The sequence below is a fragment of the Blastomonas sp. CCH9-A1 genome, from assembly GCF_001557175.1.
Lineage (GTDB): Bacteria > Pseudomonadota > Alphaproteobacteria > Sphingomonadales > Sphingomonadaceae > Blastomonas > Blastomonas delafieldii_A.
Genome location: NZ_LSHM01000053.1, coordinates 1 through 356, shown reverse-complemented (window position 1 = coordinate 356; position 356 = coordinate 1). Strand labels below are relative to the sequence as shown.

Genomic DNA, 356 nt, shown 5'->3' with positions numbered 1-356 from the left:
GACATGAACATCGGCACCCTCAAGGCCAACGCAGAAGGCGTTCACATCGGCCGCATCACCACCCTGACCTTCAGCGCGACGGTTGCGCTGCGGGCCTTCGAATCCACCAACGAGCGGGCACCCAAGTTCGACCTCATGGCGCTCTCGGCGGACCGCCGCAGCTGGGTCAAGATCGGCGCGCTCTGGGAATACTCGTCGAACGAGACCGGCGAGTGCTTCCTCTCGGGCCAGATCGACGATCCCAGCCTCTCGGCGCCGATCCCGGTCGCCATGTTCCAGCAGAACGATGGCAGCTACAACGTCGCCTGGCGCCGCTCGAAGCCCAAGGCCTCGCTCGACGGCTTCGGCAGCGAGAG

The 356-nt window shown here is 65.7% G+C and carries 1 protein-coding gene; it reads left to right on the top strand.

Annotated features, from left to right (window positions below; translation table 11 throughout):
• Positions 1 to 356: DUF736 domain-containing protein (locus AX725_RS14850; protein ID WP_202185049.1), on the top strand; the 356-nt coding region annotated here is incomplete at both ends.